This is a genomic window from Bifidobacterium hominis (assembly GCF_040095915.1).
Taxonomy (GTDB): domain Bacteria; phylum Actinomycetota; class Actinomycetes; order Actinomycetales; family Bifidobacteriaceae; genus Bifidobacterium; species Bifidobacterium hominis.
Genome location: NZ_JBBMFR010000001.1, coordinates 267,877 through 293,296, shown reverse-complemented (window position 1 = coordinate 293,296; position 25,420 = coordinate 267,877). Strand labels below are relative to the sequence as shown.

Annotated in this window: 22 protein-coding genes and 1 tRNA gene; 7 read left to right on the top strand and 16 right to left on the bottom strand. The window is 56.9% G+C overall.

Annotation, left to right across the window (positions count from 1 at the left end):
- Positions 1–101 precede the first annotated feature (101 nt).
- The 10 genes from WMO36_RS01345 to WMO36_RS01300 all read right to left on the bottom strand — a co-directional run bounded on the left by WMO36_RS01345 (position 102) and on the right by WMO36_RS01300 (position 9,275).
- Complete coding sequence (locus WMO36_RS01345; RefSeq protein ID WP_099570878.1) at positions 102–806, bottom strand: ABC transporter ATP-binding protein; 705 nt, start codon at positions 804–806, stop codon at positions 102–104.
- Positions 806–1,603 (bottom strand): ABC transporter ATP-binding protein, encoded by a 798-nt coding sequence (locus WMO36_RS01340; protein WP_033500921.1) that lies wholly within the window; start codon positions 1,601–1,603, stop codon positions 806–808. Before WMO36_RS01340 ends, WMO36_RS01345 begins: the two co-directional genes overlap by 1 nt.
- Complete coding sequence (locus WMO36_RS01335; RefSeq protein WP_349076512.1) at positions 1,600–2,760, bottom strand: branched-chain amino acid ABC transporter permease; 1,161 nt, start codon at positions 2,758–2,760, stop codon at positions 1,600–1,602. Before WMO36_RS01335 ends, WMO36_RS01340 begins: the two co-directional genes overlap by 4 nt.
- 4 nt (positions 2,761–2,764) lie before the next feature.
- Positions 2,765–3,691, bottom strand: a complete 927-nt coding sequence (locus WMO36_RS01330; protein WP_099570879.1) for a branched-chain amino acid ABC transporter permease — start codon at positions 3,689–3,691, stop codon at positions 2,765–2,767.
- 156 nt (positions 3,692–3,847) lie between these two features.
- Positions 3,848–5,044 (bottom strand): ABC transporter substrate-binding protein, encoded by a 1,197-nt coding sequence (locus tag WMO36_RS01325; protein WP_099570880.1) that lies wholly within the window; start codon positions 5,042–5,044, stop codon positions 3,848–3,850.
- A 243-nt stretch (positions 5,045–5,287) separates the two neighbouring features.
- A complete protein-coding gene (prmC, locus tag WMO36_RS01320) occupies positions 5,288–6,262 on the bottom strand; it encodes a peptide chain release factor N(5)-glutamine methyltransferase (protein ID WP_349076510.1) in 975 nt (324 codons plus the stop codon).
- 8 nt (positions 6,263–6,270) lie between these two features.
- Entirely contained in the window at positions 6,271–7,359 is a 1,089-nt protein-coding gene (gene prfA, locus WMO36_RS01315; RefSeq protein WP_033500916.1) for a peptide chain release factor 1, read from the bottom strand.
- Between the two features lie 244 nt (positions 7,360–7,603).
- Entirely contained in the window at positions 7,604–7,816 is a 213-nt protein-coding gene (rpmE, locus tag WMO36_RS01310) for a 50S ribosomal protein L31 (RefSeq protein WP_003808371.1), read from the bottom strand.
- A 107-nt stretch (positions 7,817–7,923) separates the two neighbouring features.
- A tRNA-Ile gene (locus WMO36_RS01305) sits at positions 7,924–7,997 on the bottom strand.
- A gap of 51 nt (positions 7,998–8,048) precedes the next feature.
- Entirely contained in the window at positions 8,049–9,275 is a 1,227-nt protein-coding gene (locus WMO36_RS01300; protein ID WP_349076508.1) for an ROK family protein, read from the bottom strand.
- Between the two features lie 168 nt (positions 9,276–9,443).
- Between WMO36_RS01300 and WMO36_RS01295 the strand changes: the two genes are divergently transcribed.
- Positions 9,444–10,964 (top strand): xylulokinase, encoded by a 1,521-nt coding sequence (locus WMO36_RS01295; RefSeq protein ID WP_349076505.1) that lies wholly within the window; start codon positions 9,444–9,446, stop codon positions 10,962–10,964.
- A 394-nt stretch (positions 10,965–11,358) separates the two neighbouring features.
- Here WMO36_RS01295 and xylA read toward each other — a convergent pair whose 3' ends face one another.
- Complete coding sequence (xylA, locus tag WMO36_RS01290; protein WP_302694879.1) at positions 11,359–12,708, bottom strand: xylose isomerase; 1,350 nt, start codon at positions 12,706–12,708, stop codon at positions 11,359–11,361.
- A 233-nt stretch (positions 12,709–12,941) separates the two neighbouring features.
- Between xylA and WMO36_RS01285 the strand changes: the two genes are divergently transcribed.
- The gene (locus WMO36_RS01285; RefSeq protein ID WP_144165678.1) at positions 12,942–14,222 is read left to right on the top strand and encodes an O-acetylhomoserine aminocarboxypropyltransferase/cysteine synthase family protein; all 1,281 of its coding nucleotides are present in this window, start codon (positions 12,942–12,944) and stop codon (positions 14,220–14,222) included.
- A 298-nt stretch (positions 14,223–14,520) separates the two neighbouring features.
- Here WMO36_RS01285 and WMO36_RS01280 read toward each other — a convergent pair whose 3' ends face one another.
- Positions 14,521–16,020, bottom strand: a complete 1,500-nt coding sequence (locus tag WMO36_RS01280; RefSeq protein WP_349076502.1) for an amidohydrolase — start codon at positions 16,018–16,020, stop codon at positions 14,521–14,523.
- Between WMO36_RS01280 and WMO36_RS01275 the strand changes: the two genes are divergently transcribed.
- Positions 15,946–16,350: a hypothetical protein gene (locus WMO36_RS01275; protein WP_186290998.1), complete on the top strand. Its 405-nt coding sequence runs from the start codon at positions 15,946–15,948 to the stop codon at positions 16,348–16,350. The genes WMO36_RS01280 and WMO36_RS01275 overlap by 75 nt on opposite strands.
- Positions 16,351–16,578: 228 nt before the next feature.
- Here the strand turns inward: WMO36_RS01275 and WMO36_RS01270 are convergent, their stop codons facing one another.
- Complete coding sequence (locus tag WMO36_RS01270) at positions 16,579–17,622, bottom strand: bifunctional diaminohydroxyphosphoribosylaminopyrimidine deaminase/5-amino-6-(5-phosphoribosylamino)uracil reductase RibD (protein ID WP_337509530.1); 1,044 nt, start codon at positions 17,620–17,622, stop codon at positions 16,579–16,581.
- 3 nt (positions 17,623–17,625) lie between these two features.
- Between WMO36_RS01270 and WMO36_RS01265 the strand changes: the two genes are divergently transcribed.
- The 4 genes from WMO36_RS01265 to WMO36_RS01250 all read left to right on the top strand — a co-directional run bounded on the left by WMO36_RS01265 (position 17,626) and on the right by WMO36_RS01250 (position 22,304).
- Complete coding sequence (locus WMO36_RS01265; protein WP_349076500.1) at positions 17,626–18,051, top strand: peptide deformylase; 426 nt, start codon at positions 17,626–17,628, stop codon at positions 18,049–18,051.
- A gap of 149 nt (positions 18,052–18,200) precedes the next feature.
- Positions 18,201–19,124 carry a serine hydrolase domain-containing protein gene (locus WMO36_RS01260; RefSeq protein WP_099570889.1) on the top strand — a complete coding sequence of 308 codons (924 nt, stop codon included), beginning with the start codon at positions 18,201–18,203 and terminating at the stop codon, positions 19,122–19,124.
- Between the two features lie 158 nt (positions 19,125–19,282).
- Positions 19,283–20,959, top strand: a complete 1,677-nt coding sequence (gene ettA, locus WMO36_RS01255) for an energy-dependent translational throttle protein EttA (protein WP_003835634.1) — start codon at positions 19,283–19,285, stop codon at positions 20,957–20,959.
- Positions 20,960–21,389: 430 nt separating this feature from the next.
- Positions 21,390–22,304 (top strand): acyl-CoA thioesterase, encoded by a 915-nt coding sequence (locus WMO36_RS01250; RefSeq protein WP_349076497.1) that lies wholly within the window; start codon positions 21,390–21,392, stop codon positions 22,302–22,304.
- Positions 22,305–22,309: 5 nt separating this feature from the next.
- Here the strand turns inward: WMO36_RS01250 and WMO36_RS01245 are convergent, their stop codons facing one another.
- The 3 genes from WMO36_RS01245 to folP all read right to left on the bottom strand — a co-directional run bounded on the left by WMO36_RS01245 (position 22,310) and on the right by folP (position 25,355).
- Positions 22,310–22,861, bottom strand: a complete 552-nt coding sequence (locus WMO36_RS01245; RefSeq protein ID WP_349076495.1) for a DUF3180 domain-containing protein — start codon at positions 22,859–22,861, stop codon at positions 22,310–22,312.
- On the bottom strand, positions 22,858–24,378 hold the full coding sequence (gene folK / locus WMO36_RS01240) for a 2-amino-4-hydroxy-6-hydroxymethyldihydropteridine diphosphokinase (protein ID WP_349076493.1): 1,521 nt from the start codon (positions 24,376–24,378) through the stop codon (positions 22,858–22,860). The genes WMO36_RS01245 and folK overlap by 4 nt, the downstream gene beginning before the upstream one ends.
- Positions 24,379–24,473: 95 nt before the next feature.
- Positions 24,474–25,355, bottom strand: coding sequence for a dihydropteroate synthase (gene folP / locus WMO36_RS01235; protein ID WP_302146421.1), 882 nt, complete (start codon positions 25,353–25,355; stop codon positions 24,474–24,476).
- Positions 25,356–25,420: the final 65 nt, after the last annotated feature.

The window sequence follows — 25,420 nt, the reverse complement described above, 5'->3', positions numbered from 1 at the left end:
CACCGGCCCATTGCAACGCAAATAAGACCGGAAACGGCATAAAAAATCCGCCGGCCGGAATTATTTCTGATTCCAGCCGACGGAACAAGACGGACACTGTCTCAGGCGCCCAGATACGCCTTGCGCACCTGCTCGTTGTTCAGCAGCTCTTTGGCGTCGCCTTCCATCGTGATACGGCCGGTTTCCAGCACGTATGCACGGTCTGCAATCGACAGCGCCATCTTGGCATTCTGCTCAACCAGCAGAATCGTGATGCCCTGCTCGTGCAGTTTGCGGATGATGGAGAAGATCTCCTTGACGAGCTTCGGGGACAGACCCATGGACGGTTCGTCCATGAGGATCGTCTTCGGATGGCTCATCAGCGCGCGGCCCATCGCGAGCATTTGCTGCTCGCCGCCGGACAGTGTGCCGGCTTTTTGGTTGCGACGTTCCTTCAGACGCGGGAACAGACCGTAGACCATGTCAAGATCCCTCTTAAGGCTCGACTGGTCCTTCAGGCTGAACGCGCCCATTTCGAGGTTCTCCTCAACGCTCATGCGCGTAAAGACGTGACGGCCTTCGGGAATGTGAGCCATGCCGAGGGTCACGATTTTGTTGCTGTGGGTTTTCAGCAAGTCCACGCCGTTGTACATCACGGAACCGGATTTAGCCGGCACCAGACCGGTGATGGTGTGCAGCGTGGTGGTTTTGCCCGCGCCGTTCGCACCGATCAAGGACACGATCTCGCCATCCTTCACGGTGAAACTGATGCCCTTGACGGCTTCGATGGCACCGTACGAAACGGAAAGGTTCTTGACTTCCAGCATCAGGCTTCCTCCTCGCTTTCGTCATCTTCGTCATCGGAACCAAGGTATGCGGAAATGACCTGCGGATTGTTGGCAATCTCATCCGGCGTGCCGGCTGCGATGGTGCGTCCGTAGTCGAGCACCTGGATGCGCTGGCAGACGTTCATCACCAAGCTCATGTCATGTTCGATTAGCAGGATGGCGATGCCGAAACGGTCGCGGATGGTGTTGATGCAGTTAAGCAGATCCTCAGTTTCTGTCGGATTCATGCCTGCGGCCGGTTCGTCGAGCAGAAGCAGCTTCATGCCGGTGGCAAGGGCGCGTGCGATTTCCAGCTTGCGCTGGGCGCCGTACGGCAGATTCGCGGCTTCGGTTTCCGCCAGACCTTCCAATCCGAAGATCTTGAGCAGGTCGATGGCTTTGGCGTGCATTTCACGTTCCTGCTTCCAGAATTTCGGCGTGCGGAAAATCGCGCCGCCCATGCGGTAGCTGAACGATTCGTTGAACGCGACCAGCACGTTCTCTTCCACCGTCATCTGACCGAACAGACGAATATTCTGGAAGGTTCTGGCGATTCCGGCACGCACTACCTGGTACGTCTTCTTGCCGTTCATGCGTTCGCCGTCCAGGAAGAACTCGCCTTCCGTAGGCTGGTACACGCCGGTCAGTAGGTTGAACACAGTGGTCTTGCCTGCGCCGTTCGGTCCAATCAGACCGATGAGCTCACCGGAGTTGATGGTCATGTTGAAGTCGGATACGGCCTTCAAGCCTCCAAAGGTGATGCCGAGATGCTCGGCCTTGAGGATGGGCTCACTCATGCCTTCGCCTCCTTGGTAGTGGTGACCGTCTCAGCAACCTTTTCAGCGGTTTCGACTTTTTCAGTCGTCTTCTTAGCGTTCTTGACGGATTCCTTGGACGCCTTGACCTTTTCAACGGTTTCAGCCTGCTTCGGCTTGCCGTGTGCCTTGAACTTCATCGGGTAGAACAGCTTGTTGATGGTCTTGGTCAGGGAGAATTCCCAGTTGCCGAAGATGCCTTGCGGTCGGAAGATCATGATGAGCACCAGTGCCACCGAGTACACGAGCATGCGGTAGGTGGAGAAGGCGCGCAGCAATTCCGGAAGAATCGTCAGGCCGATGGCGGAGACGATGGAACCGGTCAGCGATCCCATACCGCCGAACACCACCATGATCACGTAATTGATCGACTGCAACCATCCGGCCATGGACGGATTCAACGAACCGATGTACTGCGCGAAGATGCCACCGGCGATGCCTGCGAAGAACGCGGAAATCGCAAATACGAGCACCTTCATGTAAGTGATGTTGATGCCGGATGCGCTGGCCGCGATCTCGTCGTCGCGGATAGCCTTGACGGCACGTCCGTAACGGGAGCGGGCAAACATGAACAGCAGTACAACGGTGACGACGGTAATCCAGAACACGACATACAGGTTGGCGAGACGGTCGATGCCGATCAACGCCTGTCCTGCGGCACCCTTGTCGAGACCCATGCCGCCGGCAACCTTCAGGTTCTGGATGATCACGCGGATGATCTCACCGAAGCCAAGCGTGATGATGGCGAGGTAATCACCATGCAGACGCAATGCAGGGATGCCAACCAGAATACCGAAAATGCAGGCGATTACACCACCGACGAGGGTGGTAAGCAGGAATCGCAAAGTCGGATCCATCGCAACGCCATTGGCGACGAGCAGCTTACTCAGCAAAGCAGCGGAATACGCGCCGATTGCTTCGAAACCGCAGCAGCCTAACGTAAGCTGGCCGAGCACGCCGATAGTGAGGTTCAGCGAAGTGGTCATGATGATGGCGATGCAGATGGTCATCATGATGCCTTTGATATAGGCGCTGGCCATGCCGGATTCACATACGCCCATCAGGATGCCGAACAGCACGACCACGCCAATCGCGCACATCAGATAGGACTGTTTGGTGGAAAGCATTGATTTCTTCATGGGATCACACCTTCTCTGTTTCCGGTTCGCCCATCAGGCCGGATGGCTTGACCAGGAGCACGATGATGAGGATACCGAACACGATGGCGTCGGAGAACGCGGACGTGATCACACCTCCGGTGATGGTGCCGATATACGCCTTGGTCAGGCTTTCGACCACGCCGATCACCAGACCGCCGACCATAGCGCCCGGAATGGAGCCGATACCACCGAGCACGGCCGCGACGAATGCCTTCAGGCCCAGCATCGCGCCCATCATCGGAGACACCTGCGGATAGGAAATGCAGTACATAAGCGCCGCCACCGCAGCCAGGCCGGAACCGATGGCGAAGGTCAGCGTGATGGTGGAGTTCACGTTGATGCCCATCAGAATCGACGCTTCTTTATCTTCGGAAACCGCACGCATGGCCTTGCCCTGCTTGGTGTGGGAGACGAACAGCTGCAGCGCGACCATGATGATGACGCCGAGCGCGATGGTGATGATGGTCGCGCCGTCGATCTTCAGCTTGCCGAGCGACAGCGTCGGAATCTGGATGATCGTTGGCACAGTCTGGTAATCGGCGCCGAAGATGGCCTGGGAGCCATTCTCCAGCAACAGGCTCATGGCGATTGCGGTGATGAGGGCCGTCATGCTGTTGCCCTTCTCACGCACCGGCTTGTATGCGGCCCTCTCCACGATGACGCCCACCGCCACGCACATGAGGATCGCAGGAATGACGGCCACCCATGCGGGCAGGCCGAACGCGACGATTGCCGGAATGGTAAGCATCAGCACATATGCGCCGACCATGATGAAATCGCCGTGCGCGAAGTTGATCAAACGAATGATGCCGTACACCATGGTGTAGCCAAGTGCCACAAGCGAGTACACGCTACCAATCTTCAAACCATTGAAGATCTGGCTGATGAACATGATGATCTGATCGCCCATCATTCCTCCTTTCAAAAATTTGTCTGCCGTCAGGCTCTCGAACCCGACGAATATGGATAAAACGCCTTGATACGCGAAAGGGAGAGAACCGGTTTCCCGGTCCCCTCCTCTTATATGCTCAGGCTTTCAAAATCCTTGCCTTCAAGCAGATGGAAATCACTTGGATGGCTGGATGGTGGTCTTGTACTGAGGCTTGCCGTCCTTAAGCTCAAGGACGATGACGGACTTCTTCGGGGAGCCCTTCTTGTCGAGCGTGAAGTTGCCGGTCACGCCTTCGAAGCTCATACCGGAGATAGCGTTGCGCACAGACTCGCGGGTGGCGTTCTTACCGGCCTTCTCGATCGCCTGAGCCATCATGTACACGGAGTCATAGGCCAGTGCGGTGAAGGTGTTTGGATCGGCGTTCTTGTTGGCCTTCTTGTAAGACTTGATGAAGTCCTGCACCTTGGCGTTGGAGGCGTCGTCTGGAGAATAATGGGTGGTGTAGAGCACATTGTTGTACAGCGACTTATCGTCGGTCATCTTCAGGCCATCGTAGCCGTCAGGACCCATCACATAACCATCGTAGCCGACGGAACGGGCCTGCGGGATGATGTACGGGCCAGCAACGGAGTAATAGTACGGAGCGTACAGGAACTCGGCGCCAGCGGCCTGAATCTTCTGCAGCTGGGAGGAGTACTCAGTGTCGTCGGCGCTGGAGGAATTCTCCTCTGCCACGACCTCAAGACCGGCCTTCTTGGCGGCATCGGCGAAAGCCTTGCCCACGCCGGAGGAGTACGGGTCGCCGGTGCCGTATAGCACGGCGACCTTCTTGACCTTCAGGGTCTCGGCTGCGAACTTGGCTGCGATCTCACCCTGATAGGAATCCTTGAAGCAGGTGCGGAACATGTAGCCACCAGTCTCGATGGAGTCGGAGGTGGCGGCCGGAGCAATGGCCGGCAGCTTGGCCTGATCGGCCAGCGGAGCCACTGCTGCGGTGGTGGAGGAGATGGTCGGACCGAGCACGCCGAGCACGCTGGCGTCACCGGCGAGCTTGTTGAAGGCGTTGGAGGCTTCGGTGGCGTCGCCCTTATCGTCCATGGACTCGAGCTTGACCTTCTTGCCGTTGATGCCGCCCTTGGCGTTGATCTCGTCCACAGCCAGCTTGAAGCCGGCGACTTCGGCCTCGCCGTATGCGGCGGCGGTACCGGAGTTGGTGGTGATGGATCCCAGCGTGATGGTATCGCTGTTGGCCGCACTACCATTGGAACTGCTAGAACCGTCCATGCTGCCGCCAGAGCAGGCAGCGAGGGACATTGACATTGCGCCTGCCGCGATCACGGCAACGCACTTTGCGGAGAACTTGACGTTCATTCCGTTCTTCCTCTTTTCTTGAAAATGCCGCACATTCCTCTCAACGCGCACCATGAAAGCCATTCATGTTCATCTCAATCCCGTGCGCGGAACCGCAATGGCCGCTTATGGCTGCCATCCGTTCTTCATGTGCATTCCGATTGTTCTTTATAGCCCGACGGACAGCGCCATGCATAAAATGTTCTTATAGTGAGACTCAACTTCCGGCTATATCTTCACCGGCATGCCGCGGAACGTCTTGTTTTATCCGATTACTTGCTTTTCCGCCGTCAGATAACGCGGACGACCGGTGTAATCGTTGTGAACAACGGCATCGACGAAACCGCAAGTACGTGCGAAAGCGGCAAGCCGCTCCCCCTGCGTGACGTCGTGTTCCATTACCAGAAGCCCGCCTGGCTTGAGTAGCTTTGAAGCGCGTGAGATGATGCGCTCCGGGATGAGCGTGCCATCCGAGGAACCGCCGTACAGCGCCAGATCGGGATCGTAATCGCGTACTTCCGGCTGCTGCGGAATGCTCGCAAGAGGCACATACGGGGGGTTCGTGAGCACGATATCGACGGTGCCGTCAAGCTGGTTCAGCGTCGGCATTTGCGTGGCATCGGCGATTTCCAGATGATAGTTGCTGGCGATATTGGGATGCGTCTTTGCGGTTTCGTCGAGATTGATACGGGTCCATTCCGCGGTTTGCTCGCTTTTTTCGACCGCCCACACTTCGCTTCCAGGCACTTCCGACACGAATGATAGGCCAATTGCGCCGCTTCCCGCGCATAAATCAACCACCTTCGCCGAATACATGCCTTGCTTGGTGATCCAGTCAATACCCTCCTGCACCACAAGTTCGGTTTCCTGTCGCGGAATGAACACGCCCGGTCCGACTTTCAGATCGAGATAGCGGAACGGCGCATGGCCGGTGATATGTTGCAATGGCTCACGTTTGGCTCGACGATCCACCATGGAATGAAACCGTTCCATGGCCGCCGCGACGGTATTCCCGGTGGTTTTCGCATTCGCCCAAGCGCTCGATTCTGGTGAATCGGACGCCAAGGCACTGTTCAGATGTCCAACGTCATCTCCCATAAGCATGGCCTTGTCCACGTCCCGCAAATCAACGTGGAAGGCTTCGGCGAGCAGCAGTTTGACGTCATGTTCCGGAGTGTCGACACCCGCCGCGCTCAATATGGCCGCGGAGGAACGCACCGTTTCGAATACCGTAGCCACACCACGCCTTACTTCTGGTTGGCGAGACGATCGGCCTCATCGGCCTGAATGTCGCTATCGATCACAGCCTGCAGATCGCCGTCGAGCACGGCGTCAAGATTGTAGGCCTTGTAGTTCGTACGATGGTCGACGATACGGTTCTCCGGGAAGTTGTACGTGCGGATTCGTTCGGAACGATCCAACGAACGTACCTGGGAGTGACGCATGTCTGCGGCCTGTGCGGCTTCTTCCTCGTGCTTCATGGCGAGCAGGCGGCTCTTCAACACGCGCAGTGCGGCCGCACGATTCTGGATCTGGCTCTTCTCATCCTGCATGCTCACCACGATGCCGGTCGGAATGTGGGTCATACGAACGGCAGAATATGTGGTGTTCACGGACTGGCCACCCGGGCCGGAGCTCATGAAGATGTCGATTTTCAGATCCTTCTGATCGATTTCAATCTCATCATCGTCTTCGTCAGCTTCCGGGAACACAATGACACCAGCCGCGGAGGTTTGGATGCGACCCTGCGATTCGGTGACGGGAATACGCTGCACGCGATGCACGCCACCCTCATACTTGAGGGACGCCCATACGCCATCTTCCGGCGCAGGAGTACCCTTAGCGCGAATGGCAAGCTGCACGTCTTTGACGCCACCCAGCTCGGTGGTGTTTTCGCTTTGCACGGCGACCGACCAGCCACGCTTTTCCGCATATCGCATGTACATGCGCAGCAAATCGCCCGCGAAAAGCGCCGCTTCCTCGCCGCCGGTGCCCGCCTTGATTTCCATGATCGTGTCACGCGCATCATCGGGATCGCGCGGAATCAACGCGGTACGCAGCTTCTCCTCCGCCGCTGGAAGCTCGCTCTCCAAACGTTTCGCCTCTTCCGCGAAATCCGGATCTTCGGAAGCCATTTCCTTGGCTGCCTCCAGATCGTCTTTCACCTGCTTGTATGCGGTGTATGCGGAAACGATGACGCCCAACTCAGCGTGACGACGTCCCAGCTTACGCATCTTATCCGGATCCGACGCGACTTCCGGCTCGGCCATCTGCTGTTCGATATTGTGATATTCCTCAAGTGCGGTAACTGCCGCGGGGAACTGCTCGTCTGCCAATGTACGCCTTTTCTGTCTGCTTATAAATCTGCGCTTCAGCGTGAACGCTTCGCTGAACTCCACTCAACCTATCCATCATATAAGGTGCCTTGGAAACGCTGCCGAAGCGCGGTATTTCGCAGGCATTCCACGCATCTTACGAATATCCCAATCGCATGCACGTCAGCGTATGCGCATCCGTTGCATAATGAAAAACGCCAGCCCACAATCGGACTGGCGTTTTTCATTGCCTAAGCAATAAGACTCACTTGGCCTTCTTGCCGTAACGCTTCTCGAAGCGTGCCACGCGGCCACCGGTGTCGAGGATCTTCTGCTTGCCGGTGTAGAACGGGTGGCAGTTGGAGCACACGTCAACGGTCATGTGATCGCCGTTGTAGGTGGAACGGGTGACGAAGGTGTTGCCGCAAGAGCAGGTAACCTGCACTGCGTGATAATCAGGATGGATACCCTGCTTCATAGTTTGTCTCCTAGAGATTCGGGGGACCCGGGTCGCTGAGCCCCTATGGCAGAGCGTGAACCGGATAACCTTGCAGATTATATCAGAAGTCTTGACTTTGGAAAGAGTGGGGCGTCACGGGCTTGAACCGTGGACCGGCGGATTATGAGTCCGATGCTCTAACCGACTGAGCTAACGCCCCACATTGCAACATGCGAACATGCCAACTCGGCAAGTTTAGCAAATGGGTGGACTAGTTTTGCCCCATGAAACGCAACGGGTTGTCGATGAAGCGTCGCAAGCCGATTTCGGCCGCGCCCATCAAGGCTGGACGGTCGACGACGTCAGCCACGAGCACGCTCGCTTCGACTTCCGGATATGCCAGCACTTGCGGACGTACCATGCGTTCGATCCTGCGGATCAGTTCAGGTTCGAAACGTGCCCACAGACCACCGAGCATCACCACGTCGACGTCGCAGACATTGATGGTTGATGCGATTACGGAGGATATGGCCTCCAACGCTTTTTCCACAACGGCCACGGTCTGCGCGTCACGCTGTCGCCAACGGTTGATCAGTTCGTCGATGGCACTGCGTGTCGCGGCGGCGTCGCTGCTGGCGATTCCGGCCGCGCTCACCACGGAACGCCTGCCCGCATACACTTCAAGGCAGCCGCGACGGCCGCAACGGCAGACCGGACCACGCATGTCGACGGAAACATGACCCAATTCGCCGCCGAAACCATGATCGCCGCTCACCACACGTCCCTCACGGATCACTGCACCGCCGATACCCACGTCGGTCGACATGTAAATAAACGAATCCGTCGGCTTGATCCGCCCAGAATCCTTACGCTGCGTGGCATAGCCGGGAACCTGTGCCAACGCGGCGGCATTGGCCTCGTTGCAGGCAACAGGATCAAGTCGCCTGACCACATCGAACTGCTTGAGATCCAAACGTTCCCAACCGAGATTGCGCGCGCCAAGCAATCGCAGATCATCGGTGACGAGACCCGGCAATGCCAAACCGGTACCGGCAAGCACATAACCTTTCTTGGCAAGCGCTTCTTCCTGCTGCAAAGCCAGTTCGTCGAGACGGGCGAAAATCGCCTGCTCGTCGGCGTTGGCCATGTCGGCGTCGACCCACTGCTCCCCCACAACGGAACCGTCAAGATCGAGCACCACCACGCCATAACCGTCGGTGTTGGCCTGCAATCCCATGCCGCATAGGCGTCCACCTTTGATTTCAAGCGGAATGCTGGGGCGCCCATACAGCGATTGGCCGGAAGGCTCGCCTTCCACCAGAATCTCATTGTCGAGCATCAACGACACCAGTACCGACATGGCCGCTTTGGTCAATCCGGTTTTCTTGGCAAGATCGGCGCGACTCATTGGTTCGGTGGCACGCAACAGCGAGTCGAGCACCACGGAAAGATTATGGTTTCGCAAATCGTCTTGATTGATACTCCGCAGTGAAGCCATGGTTCCCTCCTCTTTGACGCGTTTTGCCGAAAAAGCGCACCGTCTCAATAGTTAAATCACTTTATGATGGTACACTAGACATTATAGTTCATTCATCTAACTAAATGAGGTGGCGAACGGTGCATTTTCCTTGCATCGTGTTGCGCCAGCTCACTGCAAGGAGGCACAATGACTCGAACTCTCGTGGCCGGCGTCGACACCTCGACCCAGTCTTGCAAAGTGCGCGTGACCGACGCCGAAACCGGCGAAATGGTGCGCTTCGGCCAGGCCAAGCACCCCAATGGCACGTCTGTCGACCCGAAATACTGGTGGGACGCGTTCCTTGAGGCATCCCAACAGGCTGGTGGACTTGACGACGTTGAGGCACTTGCCGTCGGCGGTCAGCAGCACGGCATGGTGATTCTCGATCAGCAGGGCAGTGTGATTCGCGACGCCATGCTGTGGAACGACGTAAGCTCGGCGCCGCAGGCCGCGGCCCTCATCGAGAAGATGGGCGAGGCTCCCGCCGAAGAGGGCGAACCGGAAGATGTGATCGCGCGTGGCAAGCAACGCTGGGTCAAGGCCGTCGGATCCTCCCCCGTTGCTTCCTTCACGCTGACCAAAGTGGCGTGGGTGGCTGAAAACGAGCCGGAAAACGCCAAGAAGATCGCCGCGATCTGCCTGCCGCACGATTGGCTGAGCTGGCGTATCGCAGGCTACGGCCCGGTCGTGGAAGGTGAGGACGCACACTTGGAAGCGCTGTTCACCGACCGTTCCGACGCTTCCGGCACCATCTATTACGATGCCGCTTCCAACGAATACCGCCGCGATCTGATCGCCATGGTGCTTGAACCAGCGGAAGGTGCCGAAGCGGCACGCAAGCATGCCGACGCGATCATGCTGCCGACCGTGCTTGGACCGCGTGACGTCGCCGCAGTCAAGGTAAGCCCGAAAATCGCCGGCAAGAACGTTGAGGGCGGTTGCATCATCGCACCGGGCGGAGGCGACAACGCCATGGCATCCCTCGGACTTGGCATGAGCGTGGGCGACATTTCCGTTTCGTTGGGCACTTCCGGCGTGGCCGCGGCCATTTCCGAAAATCCGACCTACGATCTGACCGGTGCAGTGTCCGGTTTCGCCGATTGCACCGGCCACTACCTGCCGCTCGCCTGCACCATCAACGGTTCTCGTATTCTCGACGCCGGTCGCGCGGCCCTCGGCGTGGACTATGAAGAACTCGCCCAGCTGGCGTTCGCTTCCGAACCGGGTGCCGGCGGCATTACGCTGGTGCCATATTTCGACGGCGAGCGCACTCCGAACCGCCCGGATGCCACCGCAACCCTTTCCGGCATGACGCTGGCCAACACCACACGCGAGAACATGGCCCGCGCGTTCGTCGAGGGCCTGCTGTGCTCCCAGCGCGACTGTCTGGAGCTTATTCGCTCGCTCGGCGCTGAAATCTCACGCATTCTACTTATCGGCGGCGGCGCAAAGTCCAAGGCAATCCGCACGCTCGCGCCGAGCGTGTTCGGTATGGACGTGACCCGCCCGACCACCGACGAGTATGTTGCCATCGGCGCCGCCCGTCAGGCCGCCTGGGTGCTGTCCGGCGAAACGGAACCGCCCGCATGGCAGCTCACCATCGACGGCGTGGAAACCGGCGAACCGACTGAAGCCGTGTACAAGGCCTATGTAAAAGCACGCGGCTAACCAATCGGCCATCGTGAATCGCGAATGATCCAACATGCACAAATGGGTGCCCGTCACAGCCCAAACCGTGACGGGCACCCATTTTGCGTCAAAATCAGAATCGCACGATTTCTTTATTTTGTCGCACGTTCCTCTTTATTTGACCTCACGATTCCCCTTTTCTTATTAATTTACGAATCGTGAGATGAAGATACCGGTTAGAGGACATCAATCCTATATCCCATATTTAAGCATGCGGAAGCCGTCCGCAGACAACACAGTCAACGAACGGCTCACGCAAGGAATCGGAAGGAAAGATAAGGAGGGAGAGATGATGAAAGGCGAGCCGGGACGGAGTGCGCCCCGGCTCGTACTATGACCCGATTTGCAGCTGGGTCAGGCTGTTATCGCGAGATCAGGCCTCGGCCAGAGCTTCGACGATGTAGTTGTTGATCGTAGCCTTGACGGATTCGAGGTGATCGGACTTGGTGGCCTCGATGAGCTTGGACTGCGGGATATCCAGAGCGTACTCTTCGAGGGAAGCCAGCGAGGCGGTACCGTTCTCGACGGTCGCGCCGATGCCGGAATCGAAGGAGCTGTAGCGCTCGGCCTGCAGGTTCTCGATGACCTTGTCCTCGTGCATCTTGGCCGCGACCAGGAGGCCGGCCGCGAAGGAATCCATGCCGGCGATGTGGGAGCGGAACAGGTCCTCGGCGGTGAAGGAGGTACGACGCGGCTTGGCGTCGAAGTTCAGGCCGCCGTGAGGGCCGATCTGGCCTTCGGCGAGGACTTCCCACATGACGGTGGAGGTCTCGTACAGGTCGGTCGGGAACTCATCCATATCCCAGCCGATGAGCTTGTCGCCCTGGTTGGCGTCCAAGGAGCCGAGCACGCCGGCCTCGCGGGCGGTGCGGATCTCGTGCTGGTAGGTGTGGCCGGCCAGGTTGGCGTGGTTGCCTTCCAGGTTCAGCTTGAAGACGTCCATCAAATCATAGGTGCGCAGGAAGTTGATGGCGGTGGCGGCGTCGAAGTCGTACTGGAACATCGTCGGCTCCTTGGCCTTCGGCTCAATCAGGAACTGGGCGTCCAGACCGATTTCCTTCGCGTAGTCATGGCACATGTGGAAGAACTTGGCCATGTGCTCCTGCTCACGCTTCATCTGCGTGTTCCACAGGTTCTCGTAGCCTTCACGACCGCCCCAGAACACGTAGTTTTCGGCACCCAAACGCTTTGCGATCTCCAGGGAGTGCTTCAGCTGACCGCCGGCGTAGGCGTAGATGTCGGCGAACGGGGAGGTGGAAGCGCCGGACACGAAGCGCGGGTTGGTGAATAGCGAGGAGGTGTTCCACAGCAGCTTGATGCCGGTGGATTTCATGTTCTCTTCGATCTTGTCGACGACCTTGTCCAGGTTCTTGTCGGTCTCGCGCAGGGTATCGCCTTCCGGAGCGATGTCGCGATCGTGGAAGCAGAAGTACTCGACGCCGAGCTTCTGGAAGAACTCGAAGGCATAGTCAACCTTGGCCAGGGCCTCATCCTCAGCATTGGAGTACTTGCCGTACCACGGACGCTGGGCGGTACCAGTACCAAACGGATCGACCAGCTCTTGATCGAACGTGTGCCACCAAGCGACGCCGAAGCGCAGCCAGTCCTTCATCTTCTTGCCGGCAACAACCTTGTCGGCATCGTAATAATGGAAAGCCAGACCCTCCTGCGGTCCCTTTTCGCGACCGACATACGGAATCTTTTCGATATCCCACAGACCCATGGGTTGCTCCTTTGCTATTGGTTTTTACTTTCGTAAGACCTTGCTTTTCCCGTCAAGCGGATTCCCGCCTGTCTTGATGTACATAATAAAATCAACTTCCTAAGTTTGTCAATTCAGTGAACTATTCGGCGTTTCCATTGAAAAATAGTCAATTGTCAACTCAGTGATAAGGTGAACATGTTTGTTGCATCGCAGCGCTACGCAACGAAGCGCGCAATCGAAAGAAGGAATCCATGAGCGAAAACGTCGACACCATCTGCGTGCAGGGAGGCTACCAGCCCGGCAACGGCGAATCCCGCACTCCCCCGATCATTCAGGCGACAACCTTCAAATACAAGTCAAGCGAACAGATGAGCCGACTGTTCGACCTATCCGAATCCGGATACTTCTACACTCGACTGCAGAATCCAACCAACGACACCATCGCCGCGAAAATCTGTGAAATGGAAGGCGGCGCGGCCGCAATGCTGACCTCATCCGGCCAAGCGGCGAACTTCTTCGCACTGTTCAACATCTGCAACAACGGCGACCACATCGTCGCATCCTCCGCAATCTACGGCGGTACGTTCAACCTCATCAACGTGACCATGCGCAAAATGGGCATCGAATGCACGTTCGTAAGCCCGGAATGCACCGAAGAAGAGCTCGAAGCGGCATTCCAGCCGAACACCAAGGCGGTCTTCGGCGAATCCATCTCCAATCCGGCACTCATCGTGCTTGATTTCGAAAAGTTCGCGAACGCGGCGCATCGTCACGGCGTGCCGCTGATCGTCGACAATACGTTCCCGACGCCCGTCAATTGCCGACCGTTCCAGTATGGCGTGGATATCGTCACGCACGCCACCACCAAATATATGGACGGTCACGGCTCCTGCGTGGGCGGTGCGATCGTGGATTCCGGCAACTTCGACTGGATGGCGCATGCGGAGAAATTCCCCGGACTCACCACGCCGGACGACTCCTACCATGGCGTGACCTATGCCAAGGACTTCGGCAAGGCCGCTTACATCACCAAGGCCACCGCACAGCTCATGCGCGATTTCGGCTCAACACCGGCACCAATCAACTCGTGGATCATGGGCATGCATTTGGAGTCCCTGGGAGTACGCATGGAGCGCCACTGCGCGAACGCGCTCAAGGTGGCACAGTGGCTGAGCGCCGACCCGCGCGTCAGCTGGGTGAGCTTTCCGGGCCTTGAGGGAGACAAATACCATGCGTTGGCCGAAAAGTACATGCCGAACGGCACTTGCGGCGTTATTTCCTTCGGCGTACCGGGCGGACGCGAAAAGGTGTCCGCATTCCTCGATCACCTGAAGATGGTGTCCATCGCCACGCACGTGGCCGACGCGCGCAGCTGCACCCTGTACCCGGCAGGCACCACGCACCGTCAGCTCACCGAAGAGCAGCTCGTCGAAGCCGGCGTTGGCATTGACCTGGTGCGCCTGAGCTGCGGCATCGAAAACGCCGATGACATCATCGCCGACCTCGATCAGGCACTCGCCGCTGTGCAGTGATTCTCACTCAAAATCACATCAGGAAGGCCGTATCCTCCACTCAGAGGTGCGGTCTTCCTCCTATCCGAGTGGACTCGCACGCCATACTCATCTTGCACGGGCACACCAATCATCTGAAATCCCTTATATGTGGCAGATTAAGGCATCTTCGAAATCCGATTTGCGCTATATGTGGCAGATTCACACTACATTCGGGGTTATAAATCTATAGAAAAATCCCGTTAAGAAATCTCAGGTCTGCCACATATAGCGATTTTGACTTTTCCAGCACCGTGGAATCTGCCACACATAACGGTTTTCATTCAGCCTGTTGGTACGTCCAGCGACCGGCAAGCATAGTGCCAAGCACATGCTCGGGCATGGCACGCATGGCCTCCGGAGAATCGATTATGCTCGGATCACAGTCCAGAAGCACCAAATCGGCCGCGTCTGCGTCCCGCAAAGCCACGCGTCCGACCGCGGTGGACGAAGCGAGCGCCGTTTCAAAATCAAGGCACTGCTCAGGTTGGAAAGGCTCGCGGTCGGAACTTTCCGTACCGAATACCGCCGCGGAGATGGCCAGCCATGGGTCCAGCGGCGCGACCGGCGCATCCGACCCCATGAGCAGTTTGGTCCCCGCCTTATGCAGACTATTGAATGCGTAGGGGATTCCGGCGGGGGTGCCCCAGAATCGCGCGATGACGTCACGATCGTCCATGGCGTGCTGAGGCTGGACGCTCGCAGCCAAACCCAAGCGTGCCAGCCTTGGAATATCGCGTTCCTTAAGCATTTGCGCATGTTCTATGGAACCATGCGCATGCGTGCGTTCCGCACAGTCGAGCACGATGGCGTTCGCCTCGTCGCCAATGGCATGACAGGCGATATCGAAACCATGCTCCGTAGCCAAACGCATATACGATTCAATCTGTTCCGGCGAATAGCTGAGCGTACCGAACGTTTCCGGCGACACCCCCGAATATGGTGTGGAGCAATAGGCGGAACGAGTGTTGAGCGAACCGTCCGAAATCATTTTCATCGCACCGACATGCCCAAGCCCGTGACTGCCCGGAAGTTCACTGCCGGTGTGCCAGCCGTCGTCGATGGCTTGCCGGAGTCTCTCGGGATATATGCCAGCCTCGACACGCAGACCATCAAGCCCTTGCGAGAATCGGCTAATCCACGTGTCGATGTTCTCCGCCATCTCATAGTCGCGCACGCCGACCACGCCTTTGCTCGCAGCGTCGTGTTCGGCGTTGCGCAACAGATGCATCAGCTCATTGGCCGCACCAGGTCCTTTGTCCAGCTTGCAGTAGGCGTCGAACCACTCAAGCTCGCCGACGAGTCCGGATTCGTCCACATCTACGCCAAGCTTGCGCGCGGCGGCAGAGTTCACCCAACCGCAATGCATATCGGCACTTGACAGCGCCACCGGCTGTTCTCCCGCCGCCGCATCGATCGCGGCCAGGGTCGGCTGGGCGTCATCGGACCACAGGGAATGCCGGAAGCGCATGCCGACCACATATTGGTTCGGGTCGATTGCGCCGCTTTCACGACGCTCCTCCAAGTGTCGACGCAACATGTCGAGCGCTTCGCCGGCACTGCGTGCATCAATCAGATCGAGCCGTCCCAACGTGTACGACCACTGCGTGAAATGCGTGTGGCAGTCCCACAATCCGGGAATCACCCATATCTTCGAAGCAGCATCCGTTGGCCTTTCCGAAGGTCGCACCGAAGCTATTCGCCCATGACCGACAGCAATGTCGACCGGCTTATCCGAACCTACGAAACACACGTTTTCAATCACACACGGCTCGCCCATACATCCTCATTTCAACGTGATGTTCTACCCGTGCCATGGTATCCCGCAGCAGCGCAGCAGCGCACGTTCGTCTCAATCAGGCATGCCGGCCAATGGCTCGCCGACAGCAAGAGACGTGAAGCCTTAGAAGATGACGGTTGGGCATACATTCAAGTGACCGCCGAAAACCTTATGAACGACTTCGAGGAACGGGCACTCGCGCAACGCGTGGCCGACCGGATGAGCCAACGATTAAGCAAGCCCATCATGCTCTGTCAAAGAATGCCCTCGGGAAGGATACACATCCGCATAACGTCTCTCGCCAATGGAAGCAGAAAGATTCTCATCTGAAAGCCACTATATGTGGCAGATTTGCCATCCCCGGACAAACCAAAACCGCTATATGTGGCAGACAAGACTGGTTTCAAGCTTCAAAAGACCCCAATCAGTACCCCCTAGACGAGATTTTCCTTGGGAGACTGCCACATATAACGGAAATCATTTTTCTGAAATGCCAAAAACTGCCACATATAGGACATTTCAAACTGAAAACACGGCATAGACATATCACCTTTTTCGTCAGATCGAAGACAGCATTTCGAAAACGTCATCATCATCGACGACGAGGCTATCGATTTTGCGGCGGCCGAGTTCGCGCAGCCATTCGTCGGGTTCCGTATCGGCGAGCGCACGGATGTCGAGATGCAACGGCTTGTGCCTTCCGACCACCACCTCGTTAGCATCCACAGCTTGGACCGGCCCGTCGAAATGGGCAAAGGCACCATCCGGAACATCCAACTGATCCGTCCGACCCGGAAGGCGTGCGGCACTTCCCACCGATCCTTCCGTACCGTTCGAATTACCCGGGACACCCGCACGGCCACCAGTCGGACATATACCCAACACCGCCGCATACGTGTCATATAGCCCGCGTCGACGTACAGCATATTCGGCATCAGATTCCTCCGCATGTTTTCTGCCGTCCACAATGTACGGCATTCCTGTGGTGATGTAGTGGAAGAAATGGCGATTGATGGCGTCGCATTCCGCCCGCATCACGTCATATACCACTTCCACACCGGTTTCCTCAAGAATACGAAGTCCTTTGCCGGCCACGATGGGATTCGGATCGATCGAACCGACCACGACGCGCGTTATGCCGTGCGAAAGAATTAGATCGGTGCATGCCGGCTGCGATCCGACATGGCAACAAGGTTCGAGAGTGTCGATGACCGTGGCTCCATGCATGTCAATACCATGCTTGTCGGCGTAGTCGAAGGCCATGCGTTCCGCATGCGGTCCGCGGTAGCGGTCGTGGTATCCGGCTACGAGAATCTCGCCGTCGCGAACCACCACCATGCCGACCAACGGATTCGGATTCACCCAACCGGCTCCCTTATGGGCCAGTTCCAGCGCCTGCGTCATGTATTTCCGATATTGAGGCATGTCATCCATGGTTCCAAGCATATTACGTCGATTGCGGTCCCACATTTCAAAATCGCCATGAGACATTTCGTAAATGGATAGGCGCGAACCGGTCATCCGTTCCATCGCCGTACGGCGTCGCACAATAACGCCATACAATGTTGGCAGACCAGCAAAGGAACCAGCGAGAGGAAGCACCACATGCAGCGTGAAATCATGACGTCTATCCCATTTCTGAGCCAACCGTCCGTCGAGGCCGAAAACACCGAAGCGGATTTAGCCGTGGCACAGGACTTGAAGGACACGCTTGACACGAATCGCAATGGCTGCGTGGGCATGGCGGCCAATATGATCGGCATGCCCAAACGCATCATCGCGTTTGTGGACGAGGATTTAGGTGGCCGTATCACTGTCATGTTCAATCCTCGCATCACCGCGCAGGACGGTGCCTACGACGCTTCCGAAGGCTGTCTTTCCCTCAAAGGCGAGCGCCGAACCATACGCTACCAGCGCATCGAGGTCTCGTATGCGGATCGCAAGTTCCGCGAACGCCATGCCACATTCATCGGCTTCACCGCACAGATCATCCAGCACGAGATCGATCATTGCGAAGGCATTATCATTTAACGACTTTTTCAGGCATGGCACCTAGCGGCTTTTCGGGCGCTCTATCTAGCGACAGGCTTAGGAAAAATCGTTTGATGTAACAATCGTACGTAACCGCCTTACGTTACAGTTTCCGTAATGCACCGTAGGGCAGTGTCAAAGGAGATTTCATGGGTGCCATCGATATGTTCAACGATTTCGTCAAACTCATTGAAAGCAAGTCCCTGCCCGTCGAAGCCGTTGCGATTGCGGATGGCGACGCCATTATCGCGGAACGTCATTTCGTTCCCGACCAGGATCGCAATATTTATTCCCATACGAAAAGTTATGTTTCGACGGCTATCGGCATTGCGATTGAAGATGGCTTGCTGTCACTCGATTCGCGATTGGTCGACTCGTTCCCCGAGTATGTTCCCTCCGATGCGCAACTGGAGTTGGGTCAAATCACGCTGAGGCACTTGCTGACTATGTCGAGCGGTTTCAATCATGCATATTTGATGAACCCTGACCGGCGCAGTGGTGTTGGCGCACCTGATTATTTACGGTACATGTTCTCTCGCAGGGTTGAGGTGGAGCCCGGCAGCACGTTCTGCTATTCGTCTGCGGATTCTGATTTGGCGGGCCGCATGTTGGAGCAGGCTGCCGGCATGCGTCTTGGCGAGTATTTGTATGGCACGATTTTTTCCAAGTTGGATCAGGGTTGGCCTGTTTGGGAATGTGATCCGCAAGGTCATCCGATTGCAGGCGGCGGAATCTACATGTCGCTTGCGAATATGTTGAAACTTGGCCAGGTCTATTTGAATGATGGCACTTGGCATGGCACGCGCATTGTCAGCGAATCGTGGGTCAAGCAGGCTTCCGGCAAGCAAATCGACACTCCGTATAGCAATATTTGGACGTGCGGTTATGGCTATCAGTTCTGGATGTCGCCTTATGAGGGGGCATATCGTGCGGATGGTGCGTACGGTCAGATCACTACGATTTTGCCGAAGCAGGGTTTGGTTGTTGCGATTCAATGCCCGGAATCTGGCGATTTCGACAATATCGTTCGTCCTGCTTTGCATGAGCATCTGCTGCTTCCGCTTACTGCCTGAGCGCACGACTTTCGCCCATACCGCCGTGTAGATGGGGTATGGGATAATTATGCATGGTATTGTGCGTGGGTTGCGTTCCGGAATCCTTGATTGAGTTTCCGTTGACCGCTCATGCAACACGCTGGAATTCCAACGTTTCTTAAGGATGGAACACAACATTGGCTGAATTCATTTACCAGATGATCAAGGCCCGCAAGGCTTACGGCGACCGTGTGATTCTCGATGACGTGACTTTGAGCTTCCTGCCAGGCGCGAAGATTGGCGTTGTTGGCCCGAACGGCATGGGTAAGTCCACGCTGCTGAAGATCATGGCCGGACTCGACACCGTGTCTAATGGCGAGGCTTCTTTGACTCCGGGTTATACCGTTGGCATTCTGCAGCAGGAACCGCCGCTGGATGACACCAAGACTGTTGGCGAGAACATCAAGATGGCGTTCGGCGAGATCGCGGAAAAGGTGGCTCGTTTCAATCAGATTGGCGAAGAGATGGCCAATCCGGATGCCGATTTCGATGCTTTGATGGATGAGATGGGCAAGCTGCAGAACGATATCGATGCTGCAAACGGTTGGGATCTTGATTCTCAGCTTGAGCAGGCTATGGATGCTCTGCAGTGCCCGGATCCGGATACTCCAGTGACGGTGTGCTCCGGTGGCGAACGCCGTCGTGTGGCATTGTGCAAGCTGCTGCTGGAAGCTCCTGATCTGCTGCTGCTTGACGAGCCTACCAACCATCTTGATGCCGAGTCGATTCTGTGGTTGGAGCAGTTCCTGCACCAGTACAAGGGTGCCGTCATCGCCGTTACCCACGATCGTTACTTCATGGATAACGTGGCTGAGTGGATCTGCGAGGTCGACCGTGGTCAGCTGTACCCGTATAAGGGCAACTACACCACGTACTTGGAGACGAAGGCCAAGCGTATGGAGATCCAGGGCGCCAAGGACGCCAAGCTCGCCAAGCGTTTGAAGAGCGAACTTGATTGGGTGCGTTCTTCGCCGAAGGCCCGTCAGGCTAAGAACAAGGCTCGTCTGGAACGTTACGACCAGATGGAGCAAGAGGCTCGTAACAATAAGAAGCTTGACTTCTCCGAGATTCAGATTCCGGCTGGTCCGCGTCTGGGCTCTACTGTGCTGGAAGCCGAGCATATTCACAAGGCGTTCGGCGACCGCGTGCTCATCGACGATTTGAGCTTCACGCTGCCGCGTAACGGCATTGTCGGCGTGATCGGCCCGAACGGCGTGGGTAAGTCCACCCTGTTCAAGACCATTGTCGGCCTTGAACCGTTGACGTCTGGCTCGTTGAAGATCGGTGAGACCGTGCAGATCAGCTATGTCGATCAGAATCGTGCTGGTCTTGACCCGAATAAAAACCTGTGGGAGGCCGTGTCCGACGGGCTTGACTTCATCGAGGTTGCCGGCGTTGAAGTGCCGACCCGCGCGTATGTGGCGTCCTTCGGTTTCAAGGGTTCCGACCAGCAGAAGCTCACCGGCGTGCTGTCCGGTGGTGAACGCAATCGTCTGAATCTTGCTTTGACTCTGAAGCAGGGCGGCAACCTGCTGCTGCTCGACGAACCGACCAACGATCTTGATGTCGAAACCCTTGAATCGCTTGAAAACGCACTGCTTGGCTTCCCGGGCTGCGCTGTGGTGATCTCTCACGACCGTTGGTTCCTCGACCGTGTGGCCACGCATATTCTCGCGTGGGAAGGCGATGATGAGAACCCAGCCAAGTGGTACTGGTTCGAAGGCAACTTCCAGGCCTATCAGGAGAACCGTGTCGCTCGTCTCGGCGAAGACGCGGCTCGCCCCCACCGTCTCCATCGCAAGCTAACGCGCTAAGCCGTTAAGCAGACAGTCCTGTGGACTGTCTGTAGGCTTAGCCTGAGTGAGGCGACAGCCGAACGAAGGCAACAATGAGCCTTGCGAAGCAAGACCATAATTGCAGGGCCACAGGCTAGCCGTTAAGCAGACAGTCCTGTGGACCGTTCGTAGGGTCAGTCTGAGTGAGGCGACAACCGAACGAAGGCAACAATGAGCCTTGCAAAGCAAGTTCATAATTGCAGGGCCGGTTAACCCCATATTTCAGTAAAGCGCCGTGCTTCGTTACGAAGTGCGGCGCTTTGCCGTATGTGAATCGTTGACGATTACCTGCCGTTCACGCTTCTCACGCATTCGTTACAAAACAATCCGACGAAATTTACCGCCTTTGCGTAGACTCGAATCCGGAATGAAGCGTTACCTATGCGACTCAAAAGAATCGAGGAGTGTCATGACAGAAACGGCAATCACACCATTGCAACGGTTAGCAAAGGTGCTTCAACTGGGCACGCCATCTATGTACCGCAATCATATGTATGTGAATGGTGAAAGCCTGTATTTCCCCACTGGCCGCGTGTATGGCGGTCAGGTGATTGCACAGGCTATGATGGCCGCATCCAAAACGGTGTCGCCGTCTCGCCTGCCGAATTCGATTCATGGCTATTTCATTTCTGCCGGTGATATTCGTCAGGATTTGCTGTTTGATGTGGAGAGTCTGCGTGATGGCCGCTCGTTTTCGGCTCGTCGTGTAAATGTCACGCAGGCTCAGGGTTCGATTCTTACCGCCATCGCCAGTTTTCAGGAGCAGGGTCAGGAGGGTGTTGAGTTCGCCGATCCGATGCCGGAGGGCGTACCGGAGCCGGAAGCGTTGACCAGCGCGAAGCAGCTTATGGAACCATTTGCCGAGAAGTCTTCGTTTGCCAAATATTATGCGGAAAAGTCGCCGTTCGACATTCGTCATGTGACGCGCACGATTATGTTGGGCGCTGATAAGAAGAGCGCCAACAATGATTCCGGTAAACAGATGGTGTGGATGAAGGCTGATGGCACGGTTGATGTTTCGCAGGTCATGCATCGTGCGATGTTGGCGATGGGTTGCGATCAGGTGATGTTGGAGCCGGTGTTACGTCGCGCTGGGTTGAGTATTGCCACGCCTGGTATTTCGTTCGCTTCGATCGATCATTCGATGTGGTGGTATCGCGATATTGATATCACTCAGTGGCATTTGTATGTGCAAGATACGCCTACTGCAGCTCACGGCCGTGGCTTGGGTCAGGCGAAGGTGTATACGCAGGATGGTGAGCTTGTTGCCTGCATGACACAGGAGGTGATGCTTCGCGTTCCCGAAGGGGATCTGAAGAAGTGAGGTAATCAGACTTTCGATTGTGTCGCTGATTTGGTAGCCGCGGCCGCGTAACGATTGCGTTGCGTGGCCGTTTTCATTTTCGGACTTTCCGGGCCGTCGATTGGTGGGATTTGACACAGCCACTCCCCCGCAATGCCAATGATCATATCGATTATGCATACGATTGCCGCGATCGCGCATTCGAAGATGGCTTGGCTGTAGAACGTTGCTTCGCCATGCGGCAGGCTCATGATGAGCTGCCCACCATACCAGCCGGCCAACGCCGCTCCTGCCACGCCCAACGCTTTGCACGACACCAGCGTGGCGAACGCCTTCTGCGGGTCCAAAGGTTTCAGCTGCGCGCGTTTTTCGGAATCTGTGGTGGTGTATTTATGGATCTGCAATGCCATATAAAGCACGACGAATCCCAGAATCGCCAACACCACGGGCACAATCCATGGAGCGCCGACCAATGGAAAACCTGAAATCTCGCCATATTTCGCTAATCCTATACCGGCAAGCAATCCTAATGCGGTAGCGAGAACGTAGCACCACCAAGGGGTTCTGCGCGCTTTCATAGCGTACCTCCGATGATCCAATTATCGGTCAGCAGTCCCACCTGCGCGGTATCGGGGGCCATGGCCAGCAGGAATGATACCGGATCCTTGCCTAGTCGCGCATCGGGATCCATGTCGAGCCATGGCGCAAGCACTGCGGCATGGTTGCGTGCGGTGGGCCACGGCACCTTGCAGTCGGGTTCGTCGCACGCCACGCCTTCCAGGTCGATCAGGTCGAGATCGAGGTCTTCGCCGACGGAGGCTTCCACATTGCCTAATGCTTCGATCAGATCATGGGCGCCCATGCGCGTGGAAAGCTGGATTACCGCGGCCATTTTGTCGGGGAGTCCGTCGAGTTGGCTCACATGGTAGAGGGGTGAGATTCCCTCGACTTGGTTGCCGGGAATGCCGTCCAACGTGACGATGGCCATGCGGAACTGCTGTTCGGCATCGGTTGATGGGCTGTCCAGCGAGATTACTGCGCGTCGGGATGCGGGACCGGATTGCACGGATGCCGATGCGGCCGCTTTGGATGCGACGGTGCCTTCCGGAAGATCGGCAGCGTCGATTGCACTATATGGTTCTTCCACCACATACGATTCATCGATTTCTTCAGTATCAGTATGGTCGGTATGATCGCTGTCGATCGTGCCTCCGACCATCCAATCGTCGGCGATTTCGTCGATATGATCACGGTCAGATGCCTCGTGCAATAGCTGAGCCACGGAACCGGCATGTTCGCCCGACAGTTCGGCATCCGGTTCGAGTGCCAGCCACGGCCCCAGCACGAACGCACGCTGCCATGCACGGGGGTGAGGCAGCGTCAGGTCCGGATCATCGCTGCTCTGCCCGTCAAAATCGATGATATCCAGATCGAGTGTGCGCGAGGTCCAATGATCGGTACGCACGCGGCCATGGTCGGATTCGATACGCTGCAATCCGCGCAACAGTTCCAAGGCCGACAGCTTGGTGGCCACGGAAACAACCGCATTGTAAAAGTCAGGGGTACCATCGGGCATGCCCCACGCATCGGTACGGTACAGCGGCGAAACGCCCGTAACCTGAGTGGACGCCAGTCCGTCGATCGAACGCACCGCGTCACGCAAGGTGGCCGCCACATCGCCTTGATTGCCACCCATGGCAATGATGGCATGATGCACTTGCGATGCAGTCAAAGTTGTTTCACGGGAACGTTCCACGGTTACGCTCACGTCGTCGAATGGTACGACGATTGGTGCGCCCGGCTTATGCACGGTCACTTGCGTTTGCGCCACGGCAGGATATTCAAGGATCATATTGGCGATGCGATCCGCCAGTTTTTCAATGAGATCGACATGCTCGCCTTCGATGATGGCGACTATTCCCTTGGCGATGGCACCGTAATCAACGGTATCGTGCAGATCGTCGGAATGCCCGGCTGGCGCAAGATCAAGAAACAACGTAGCGTCGACGACGAACGTCTGCGCACGCTCATGTTCGAAATCAAGCACACCGTGTTTGCCGACCGCGCGAACGCCAGTCAATCGAATCTGATCCATGCCAGCCTTTCTTTGCATATCTCAAGGTTTAATGGTGGAAATGCGTTGCCGCTCCTACGCTGTCAGGAACGCACGACGTATGCGAGCACCGCGTATCAGGCGTTAGCGAAGGCACGCCACGCATTGCCGATCGCCACCGCGTCACGGCTTTTCTCCACGTCATGCACGCGCACAGCCCATGCCCCATGTTCGGCACATAGGGCGCTGATGGCGGCAGTCGCATTGTCTTTGCCATCCATGCCTGGCTCGTCAATACCGGCATCGGTAAGCGCCGCGCCGACGAATCGTTTGCGCGAGGCTCCGATCAGCACCGGATACCCGGTGGCGTTGAACCGCTCCAATGCCACCATTAGCGGGAAGTTATGTTCGACGCTCGGTTTGGAGAATCCAAGACCCGGGTCGATGATGATTTGTGACGGCGAGACGCCTGCCTGAAGCACGTCGTCAACCTGTTTCATAAGCTCGTCATACACGTCGTTCACCACGCCATTGACATACACGGACGTATCGGCGTCGGGCACATTGCCTGCGGAGCCGGCAAGCCATCCACGCCAATGCTGCACGATGTAGAGGCTTTCCGCATGTTCGGCCACCACATGGGGCACTTCGCGGTCCAGCCGACCGCCGGACACGTCGTTGATGATCTGCGCTCCATGTTCCAGTGCCATTCGAGCTACCGAGGCGCGCGTTGTGTCGATGGACAGCACCGCGCCTTCCGAAATCAGCGCATCCACGGCACCTAGTACGCGGGTCTGCTCGTCTTCCTCGCTGACGCGTTTGGCTCCTCCGGGGCGAGTGGATTCGGCGCCGATGTCGATGATATCGGCGCCGGCTTTCATCATCGCTTCGCCGTGCGCTTTCGCTTTCGCAGGGTCGAGCCACAGCCCTCCATCGGAGAACGAATCCTCCGTAATGTTGAGCACGCCCATCACCAGCGTATGTGTGCTGTCGTGAATCGCTTTCATATCAATGGTCATCCGGTTTCCCCTCCTATATCCGGTTGTTGTTATTTACGATTCGATTTCACCAAGCCATGTCAGCG